The sequence below is a fragment of the Paenibacillus sp. 01T422 genome (assembly GCF_056398785.1).
This window is the reverse complement of record NZ_JBFTQB010000167.1, coordinates 1-8,956: the sequence shown is the minus strand read 5'-3', so window position 1 is coordinate 8,956 and position 8,956 is coordinate 1. Positions and strand designations below refer to the sequence as shown.

Here is an 8,956-nt window from a genome sequence, read left to right as displayed (position 1 = left end):
AGCTTAGACAGCTCGATACCAGCAGGCTGATGAGTGTGGACGAATATGGTGAGTTCCTTGTGATGCCGATCAAATCGTCAACCCGATTCTGGGGAGTCATGGGTGTTAAGATTGAGCCTGCCAGCTACGAGGAAGGCAGACAGGGGTATATTAAACAGCTTGGTTTTCTATCAGAGCTTTGTTCCGTCATTCTGGAGAGACATCAGCTGGAACGAATCGAGAATCAGTTGATGATTATCGAGGAACAGAATCGGATTGCCGATGAGATGCACGATAGTGTTTCGCAGTACATATTCGGAATTGTTTACGCGGTGCATTCACTTAGTCGGAAGTGGAAGGACATTTCAAGTGATCAGATCAAAGAGCAGCTGCAAATTATTCAAGAATCTTCAGTCGCAGCATCTCAAGAGCTTCGTTCCACCATTTATAGCCTGAGCTCCAGGAAAAATGGCGGTGATTTTTGGATTACGACGGTCAAATCACATCTGGATAGTGTGTCTAAACTGCATGCTGTGAAAGTAAACTTACATGTAACTGGCGATGATCATCGTCTGCATGTTAATTATCAAAAGGCTTTGTTTCGAATTATTTCGGAAGCCACTGGAAATGCCATTCGTCATGGGCGCAGCACACTCATCAAGGTTGAGCTCCGTATAAAGCCAGATGAGGTGAGTCTTTCCGTTTTGGATAATGGAATTGGTTTCAGCGTTAAAGAACGAATGTCAGATCCTAAAGCTGTTGGGCTAGGTGTAAATAACATGGAACTGCTTGTCCAGTCACTCAGTGGAACGATTAGCATTCAGAGTTCAAAAGGAAAAGGTACACATATTCAACTGACCATCCCATTCCAACCACAGGACAACAAGGAACTAAATGAACTTCAGATGATGGGCTAAACAAGGTCATGTAGGCTATTCCCATTCAAACGAAAGCAGGTGGAACTTTGAAAGTTGTTATCGTAGATGATCATYCGTTGGTGCGTAGAGGATTGTCAGCTGTGCTAAAGCTTGAAGCAAACATCGAAATTTCTGGTGAATCGGAGACGGTGGAGCAAGCATTGGAGCTAATCAAGGAAACAAAACCGGATTTGGCTATTGTGGATCTAAAGTTAGGGAATCGCTCTGGTCTTGAAGTGGTAGAGAATATTAAAGATACATCTTGTCGAAGCATCATTTTGACTTCATCGACGTTGGAGCAGGATGTCAGAAAGGCTGAAGCTGTGGGTGCGTATGGATATGTACTCAAAGAAGCGCTTCCAGAAGAATTGCTTCTGGCTATCAAATTGATTTTCAAAGGGAAAAAGTATTTTGATCCAGGTCTCATGGAAATGTTGTTTAAGAAAGAGGAAGAGGACAGCTTCAGCAAGTTAACGCCGAAAGAGCGAGAAGTGTTGATTGGTCTAGGAGAAGGTTTATCCAATCAAGGAATGGCTAAGAAATTAATGGTGACGGAGTTTACAGTGAAGAAACATGTTAGCCAAATTCTAAATAAGCTGTGTGTCAATGACCGTACACAAGCAGCTCTGTTAGCGCAATCCAAGGGATTAGTCAGCGGTTTTCAGTAAGTTAGATCAGCAACATGGTCCGAAAGTATACCATCGCTTTATTACATATAGGTATGGGTGGATACACGAAATAGACCCAAAAATTATAATTTCGGGTAATATCATAATTTTGGGAATTCATTTAGTATTTGACTATAACCAATTAAATGACAAAAAGCGGCATTCTTCATTCCTTTTGGTAGAGTGCTTCAACTAGCTTACTGGCTAGTTATCACCTTCGAATAGTGATTGTAGAATGCTCTGTATAAAAGGAGTGATTGAATGTCGTTTCGATAGGTGGGGATAAGGGGAATAAAACGCTTTCATTACAAACATCTTAACTGAAACTTTTCGGAAAAGCAAGACTGTATTTCTTGATTTATTCACTATTTTTTAACTATTTTTTCGGGAGGGAACCATGGAGAAATCGATCTTGGATTACTTTGTACTCATTCGCAAAAAGCTGTGGATGATTGCGTTGTTCGTTCTTCTCTCGTGCCTGACAACCTTCTATGTCAGCAAAACTTTTGTAGAGCCTGTTTACAAGGCAAACACACAAGTACTGGTAAGCAGTACGTTTAAGAGTGAAGAAACGATTGACCTGAACGATGTATCGATGAACATGAATTTGGTTGAGAGCTACAAGGAGATCATTAAGTCGGATCAGATCATTCAGAAGCTTCTGCAGAATCATCCGGAATTCGGTATGACGCAGAAAGAACTGCTGAAGAACTTGAAGGTGAGCTCAACGGACAAAACGCAAATCATCAAAATCGAGATGGAAGATCCAAGTTATGAGAAAGCCGTCGCGATGACGAAAACACTTGCGGATACGTTCATGAGTGAAGTGCCGTCCTTGATGAATATGAACAATGTCAAAATACTTTCTAGCTCTGATGTAGCTGTGAAGCCATTGCCAGCGAATGCTAGCATCGTAATTAACCTGGCATTGAGTTTTATCTTATCGGCGATGGCAGCTATTGGTGTGTTTTTCTTTTTTGAAAATATTAATGATACGATTCGCTCTGAGAAAGAGGCTGAACACATTGTGGGCCTTCCTGTTCTTGCTTCCATCGGAACGATAAAGAAGGGCAAAGCAACCAAAACTTCCAAAGCGCTGAGCAGAGAGGTAGGGGAACAGACATATGTTACAGCTAAGTAATGTGCTTGTGACGGAATTAGATCCGATTTCACCAGTTTCCGAATCCTATCGCTCTTTGCGAACAGCGGTACGCTTTAAAAAGGTTGTACCCGCTGATCAGGGGCTAGGCATGGTGCTGATGATTGCCTCGCCCAAGTCGCAAGAAGGCAAGACGACGACGCTTGCTAATCTTGCAATAACGTACGCTCAGGAAGGCAAGTCTGTCGTGATCATTGATGGCAACTTGCGCCAGCCGGCGCTGCATAAATTATTTGGTATGAATAATACAAAAGGTTTGCTTCATTTTTTTCAAAAAGGGCTGTCTGTCGATGATGTCATCACACCGACAGGAATCATTGGACTTGATCTTATCGTTGCTGGCGGTCAGCCAGTCAATCCGTCAGAATTGGTAGGTTCCTCCCAGATGATGAAACTGATGAACCAGTTGAAACGGCGATACGAGGTTATCCTAATCGATTCACCATCAACGCTTGATTATACAGATGCAAGCTTGCTCACGGAATACAGTGACGGCGTATTGCTAGTCGCTAGGAACGGTAAAACAAAGCGGGAATGGGCGAAACAAGCAAGAACTCAGCTCGAACAATCAGGAGCCCGCATGCTAGGTATGGTTTTCAACCAATAATTGAATATGTACTCTTAGGAGGATGAGAAGGATGAAGACGGTCAAGAAAGCAATTATTCCGGCTGCGGGGTTAGGAACGAGATTTCTACCCGCCACGAAAGCGATGCCCAAAGAGATGCTCCCAATCATCAACAAACCAACTATTCAATACATCGTGGAAGAAGCCATCGAATCCGGAATCGAAGATATCATTATTGTTACCGGTAAAGGAAAGAGAGCAATCGAAGATCACTTCGATAATGCTTTCGAGCTTGAGAACAAGCTGATGGAAACGGGGAAGCTGGAGCTCTTAAAAGAAGTTCAGCGTTCATCCAAGGTAGAAATTCATTATATTCGTCAAAAAGAACCCAAGGGACTTGGGCATGCCGTCTGGTGTGCAAGAAGGTTCATAGGAAATGAACCATTCGCTGTACTGCTCGGCGATGATATTGTCACAGGGAAGGTCCCCTGCTTAAAACAGCTAATTGAGCAATATGAATTATCAGAAAATTCAGTCATTGGCGTCCAGAAAGTCCCGCCAGAACTTACGAATCGTTACGGTATTATTGATCCTGGTGAGCAAGATAATCGCCTTTATCAAGTAAAAGACTTTATTGAAAAACCTAAATTAGGTACGGCCCCTTCCAATCTTGCCATTATGGGGAGATATGTGTTCTCTCCTAAAATCTTTGAATTTTTGGAGCTTCAGGAGAAAGGCGCTGGCGGCGAAATTCAGTTGACAGATGCGATTCAGAAGCTTAATCAGATAGAACGTGTTCTTGCTTACCATTTTGACGGCATTCGTTATGATGTGGGTGAGCGGCTTGGGTATATTCTTACTACGATGGCTTTCGCATTAGAGAGCAAAGATCTTCGGTTAGATGTGCTTGATGCGATGGCTTCACTCCTTATTAAGGAGAAATATGCACCTATTTTAGAACATTTGGGAGGTGAAGATTATGAGCTTGCGAGAACTGCAGGAGGAATATGAGTACTACTATCCGGCTGCTACAAGATTGCAGGGAAGAAAAAGCGTAACTTCCTATTCGTTTATGAAGCGTGCGCTAGATATCGTTCTTTCCTTAGCAGGTCTTATTTTCTTAATGCCTTTGTTTATCGTAGTTGCAGTATGGATTAAGTTAGAAGATCCGGACGGCTCTGTTTTCTTCAAACAAAATAGGGTTGGCAAAGATGAGACTTTGTTCCCTATGTTTAAATTTCGCTCGATGGTGTCAAATGCCGAAGCATTAAAGCAGCAGTTAATGAGCCAAAATGAAGTCGAAGGCGCGATGTTCAAAATGAAAAATGATCCTCGTGTGACTCGTGTTGGCAGAGTACTACGCAAAACGAGCATTGATGAGCTGCCGCAATTGTGGAACGTACTCATCGGTGATATGAGCTTGGTTGGGCCTAGACCAGCATTGCCAAGTGAAGTTAGCGAGTACACAACTTATGACAAGAAACGTTTGGCCGTAACACCTGGCTGCACGGGTTTATGGCAAGTTAGCGGAAGAAGCAATCTAAGCTTCGAGCAAATGGTAGAGCTTGATTTGACTTATATCCGTGAACGAAGCGTTTTCTATGATTTGAAAATTATGATGAAAACCGTTTCGGTCCTTCTCGGTTCCAAAGACGCCTTTTAAATAAAGTAGAAAAGGAGTACCGCAATGGTGCATGATCAACAAAAACCAAGGGTATCAATTGTCATCTGTACCTATAATCGCGCGGATTTGCTTCAGATCACTTTGGACGCACTGCCTGCATTAGCTGCAATAGATATGGCTGAGATTCTTATTGTGGATAACAATTCAACGGATCATACGCGTGAAATCTCTGAGTCATTTGCCCTTCGCCAAGCTGGGGTCATGCGTGTTCACTATCTGTTTGAACAAACGCAAGGACTGTCGGCTGCGCGAAATAGGGGGATTCAAGAAGCGAAGGGTGATATTATCGCCTATCTCGATGATGATGCGGTTCCTTGTTTGGAGTGGATTCGCACGATTGTGGACACCTTTGATCATCGGCAAGACGTGTATGCCATAGGTGGCATAATTCGTCCAAGGTTCGAAAGCGAGAGACCGGCCTGGCTGATCAAATCGCTTGAACTTCCTTACACGATTGTAGATCGGGGAGAAGATGTACATGAATATCCGATAACTAAGCATCCCTTCGGAGCGAATATGGCTATTCGCAAATCCTTTCATGAGACATATTTGTTTCCAACAGACCTTGGAAGGAAGGGAACGCTCCTGCTGTCTGGCGAAGAATCCTGGATATTCGAGCAGATGAAACAGGAAAGAAAGACGATTCTTTATCATCCTTCTATGGTTGTGGATCACTTCATCCCCGACAATCGCTTAACGAAAGAGTGGATCAAGCAACGTTATTATTATCAAGGAATTACGAATGGCTCCATGCACAAAGGATTCATGAGTAAATTAGCTTTACTCGTTAATGTTGCTTGCAGGGTGCTCTACATAGCAGGAAGTTCCTTGTTGGCACGTTCAGAAGGCGAGAAATTACTCATTGCATGTCGGATGCAAAGTATAAAAGGCACATTGCTCACGATGCGTAGTCGTGTGAAAATGCGCTTAACAGGGTGAGGATACTGATGACGCCTGTTCTTCCAATACAGCTCAAAAAACCAATGTACTATGCTGCGTTCTATGTGCTGCTTGCAGTGATCATGGGTGTTGCGGCTGTTTATCAGCCTATTATTAGTATTTTGGGTTTGGGTGTACTTTTCATGTGCATGTATGCCATTTACCAACCAGAAAAAATGAGTTATATGGTCCTGCTTTCCACAGCCATATCCATTAACTACATTGTGGAAGCGAATTTCCCAGGGCTGGAGATCCTTTCACTTTACAAGCTTGGGATTCTAATTCTATTAGTTCCCAGTATGCTGCAAAATGGACTTCGTATGAAGTTCATTTACCCTATCGTAGCTATTGCCGGGATGTTGTTTATTACCTTCTTTTTCTCAGAATGGCATCCAAGGCTAACGCTTTCCATCACCGTGAAAGCATTCATCGGACTTGCGCTTCCTTTCTTTTTTCTCATGATCAAATGGAAAAAGGAAACAGCGCAAAAGCATATCCGGATCATCTGTCTGCTTCCATTGGTAAGTGTGGCAACGGGGGCAATGCTTCAGCTGGTTCATCTGTATTCGTTTCTCAATGTGGAGTTCACGGGAGCCATCCGAGTACAAGGGGCGAATATCGCACCTCATTTGGCGATGTTAGCTTTTCTGGGAATAACCGTTGCATTAATTGAAACCAAACGCAATCCGCTGAATGCCAAATTCTTATATTGTACGTTGGCAGCCAACTTTGCGATTCTGATTGCTACGGGAACCAGAGGGCCAATACTCGCTATGCTGGCTATGGCTGCGTACTATTTCTTCGATATGGTTAAGGAGTATATCAAAGGGAAGCTGATCTTATTAATCCCGTTGGTCTGTTCTTTGGCCTTGATTGGCGGAGCCGTGTATGTACAGTGGGACAATATGACCAAACGTTCCTTCGAACGCCAGACGGGCACAGGGATCGATTTGTCCGGAAGGACGGAGGCGTGGAACTACTTTCTAAAGGGCGTGCAAGATTCCCCGCTGACAGGTAGAGGTCTTGGTGCGGTTACTGTCGCGAATGACGGCAGCTTGTACGTCGGCTTCGTGGTTCCGCATAACGAATACATCCGCTTTTATTATGATTCAGGTTATATTGGCTGTATCTTGTTGTTCCTTTCTTTACTTGTCTTATTTCGAATGATTTATCGCGTCATTCCACAGCGAATTAAAATTTATTATGCCGCATTTATTCTTGCATTCTTTCTATATTCCTTGTCGGATAATACATTATCCACGATTCAATTCATCATTCCTTTTTGCTGGTATTTGAATGGTTTGTATATTCTCTCGACGACAAATTCGAAAAAAGAAGAGTTGATCTGATGAGTAGAGTGACTATGTTCGATGTTCATTTTGATAATTATGACTTTCTGGACTTGCTTGCTTATATGGATGAGGTCATTCGCCAGAATAATCATTCTTACATTTTAACCTGCAATGTCGATCATCTAATTAAGCTCAGAAAAGATGCTGAGTTTCAAAAGGTATATTCAGATGCGGGTGCGATTGTGGCGGATGGTATGCCAATTATCTGGGCATCGAAGATGCTTCGCAAGCCGCTTAAGCAAAAGGTTTCCGGATCTGATTTGTTCGCAAAATTAGGTGAAGCTTTCGCGGAACGCCAATATAAGCTTTTCTTCTTAGGGTCAGCGGCCGGTATTCCAGAACAAGCGGTTAAGAATCTGAAGCTCGTATTTCCAAATTTGAACATCGTGGGCTGCTACTCACCTTCTTATGGTTTCGAGAAGAAAAAGGATGAGAATGAACAGATAATTCAAATGCTGATTGATACGCAGCCAGATATCGTGTTTGTTGGCGTAGGCGCGCCGAAACAAGAGAAATGGATTTACCAAAACTATCTGCAATATAAAGTGCCGATTTCAATAGGTGTCGGTGCAACATTCGATTTCCTATCGGGCACAGTCAAGCGAGCCCCGAACATTATGCAGCGAACAGGGTTCGAATGGTTTTGGCGGCTTGTGCAAGAACCTCGTCGGCTATGGAAGCGGTACTTGGTCCACGATGCGATGTTTGCGGTTCTGCTATGGCGCGAGGTTGTTAAGCAGTTCAAGCTGAAACGGGAGGGGACGGGAATCAATAGTGGATGATTTCAGCAAAATGAGTAAGCCCCCTTTGATCATGACACAGACGGGTCGCATGACGCTGTTATTCGCTGGAATGGCTTTGGCCGTCTCTGTGGTCATTGGTTATTCAAGTGCAACTCTGGACCCTGATCTTAGCATGCAAATTTCAATCTTGGCTATGCTGTTATTTCCTGCCTTTATATTAGCATTATTGGATTCACGCCGATTAATTCCCTATATCCTGCTGGTCTGGGTCATTTGCCCGGAGATTCGTAGAATACAGGATTGGATGGAAGGAACCTACCATTCGGTTTCGCTGTTAAGTATTGCACCTTTGTTAACGAGTGCTGTGCTTATTATTCCAATTTTGGCTAAGTTTCACCAGATGGAATCTAGAGTCTACAAGTTGCTCATTTATATGGCAATCGTGCTGCTCTATGGCTGTCTAATTGGTGTAACGAAGAATGGGAGCGGGACTTTTTACGATCTGGCGAATTATGTAATTCCATTGTTGTTAATCCCTTATGCCGCTTTAAGTGAATTCGATAATAAGGCGCTGGACCGTTTAATTATTGCTTTCTCTAACACGGCCATCTTGGTTGCTGTGTATGGCATTATTCAATACATCGTCGTACCTCCATGGGATGCATTCTGGATGAATCATGTGGAAATGACGTCGATCGGCCACCCTTTTCCATTGGAGATCAGAGTATTCTCTACGCTGAATTCCCCTGGACCTGCGGGTATGTATATGGGAACTGCGCTTGCACCGATGATTCTGGAGAAAAGGTGGCGGGGACCGTTAGGCTGGATCGGAATTATCCTTGTTACGGTTGGACTGCTGGTCACGCTAGTTCGTTCTGCGTGGGTTATGCTTTTCATTGATATCGCGATTTATACAGCTGTATCAGCCGGTAGACAAAAGTGGAAACTG

9 protein-coding genes and 1 pseudogene are annotated in these 8,956 nt (G+C 43.4%); all 10 read left to right on the top strand.

What is annotated here, in order from left to right:
• On the top strand, positions 1-896 hold an 896-nt coding region (locus AC1DUA_RS11920), incomplete at its 5' end, for a sensor histidine kinase (RefSeq protein WP_477499956.1).
• 47 nt (positions 897-943) lie between these two features.
• The gene (locus AC1DUA_RS11915; RefSeq protein WP_477499955.1) at positions 944-1,564 is read left to right on the top strand and encodes a response regulator; all 621 of its coding nucleotides are present in this window, start codon (positions 944-946) and stop codon (positions 1,562-1,564) included.
• A 397-nt stretch (positions 1,565-1,961) separates the two neighbouring features.
• Positions 1,962-2,705, top strand: a complete 744-nt coding sequence (locus AC1DUA_RS11910; protein WP_477499954.1) for a YveK family protein — start codon at positions 1,962-1,964, stop codon at positions 2,703-2,705.
• The gene (locus AC1DUA_RS11905; protein WP_477499953.1) at positions 2,689-3,330 is read left to right on the top strand and encodes a CpsD/CapB family tyrosine-protein kinase; all 642 of its coding nucleotides are present in this window, start codon (positions 2,689-2,691) and stop codon (positions 3,328-3,330) included. The genes AC1DUA_RS11910 and AC1DUA_RS11905 overlap by 17 nt, the downstream gene beginning before the upstream one ends.
• A 31-nt stretch (positions 3,331-3,361) precedes the next feature.
• Positions 3,362-4,300: a UTP--glucose-1-phosphate uridylyltransferase GalU gene (galU, locus tag AC1DUA_RS11900; protein WP_477499952.1), complete on the top strand. Its 939-nt coding sequence runs from the start codon at positions 3,362-3,364 to the stop codon at positions 4,298-4,300.
• A complete protein-coding gene (locus tag AC1DUA_RS11895; protein ID WP_477499951.1) occupies positions 4,269-4,952 on the top strand; it encodes a sugar transferase in 684 nt (227 codons plus the stop codon). The genes galU and AC1DUA_RS11895 overlap by 32 nt, the downstream gene beginning before the upstream one ends.
• A 24-nt stretch (positions 4,953-4,976) precedes the next feature.
• A complete protein-coding gene (locus tag AC1DUA_RS11890; RefSeq protein ID WP_477499950.1) occupies positions 4,977-5,912 on the top strand; it encodes a glycosyltransferase in 936 nt (311 codons plus the stop codon).
• A gap of 8 nt (positions 5,913-5,920) precedes the next feature.
• Positions 5,921-7,261 (top strand): O-antigen ligase family protein, encoded by a 1,341-nt coding sequence (locus AC1DUA_RS11885; protein ID WP_477499949.1) that lies wholly within the window; start codon positions 5,921-5,923, stop codon positions 7,259-7,261.
• The gene (locus AC1DUA_RS11880; protein WP_477499948.1) at positions 7,261-8,046 is read left to right on the top strand and encodes a WecB/TagA/CpsF family glycosyltransferase; all 786 of its coding nucleotides are present in this window, start codon (positions 7,261-7,263) and stop codon (positions 8,044-8,046) included. Before AC1DUA_RS11885 ends, AC1DUA_RS11880 begins: the two co-directional genes overlap by 1 nt.
• Positions 8,047-8,056: 10 nt before the next feature.
• A pseudogene (locus AC1DUA_RS11875) lies at positions 8,057-8,956 on the top strand (O-antigen ligase family protein); the annotation flags it as partial.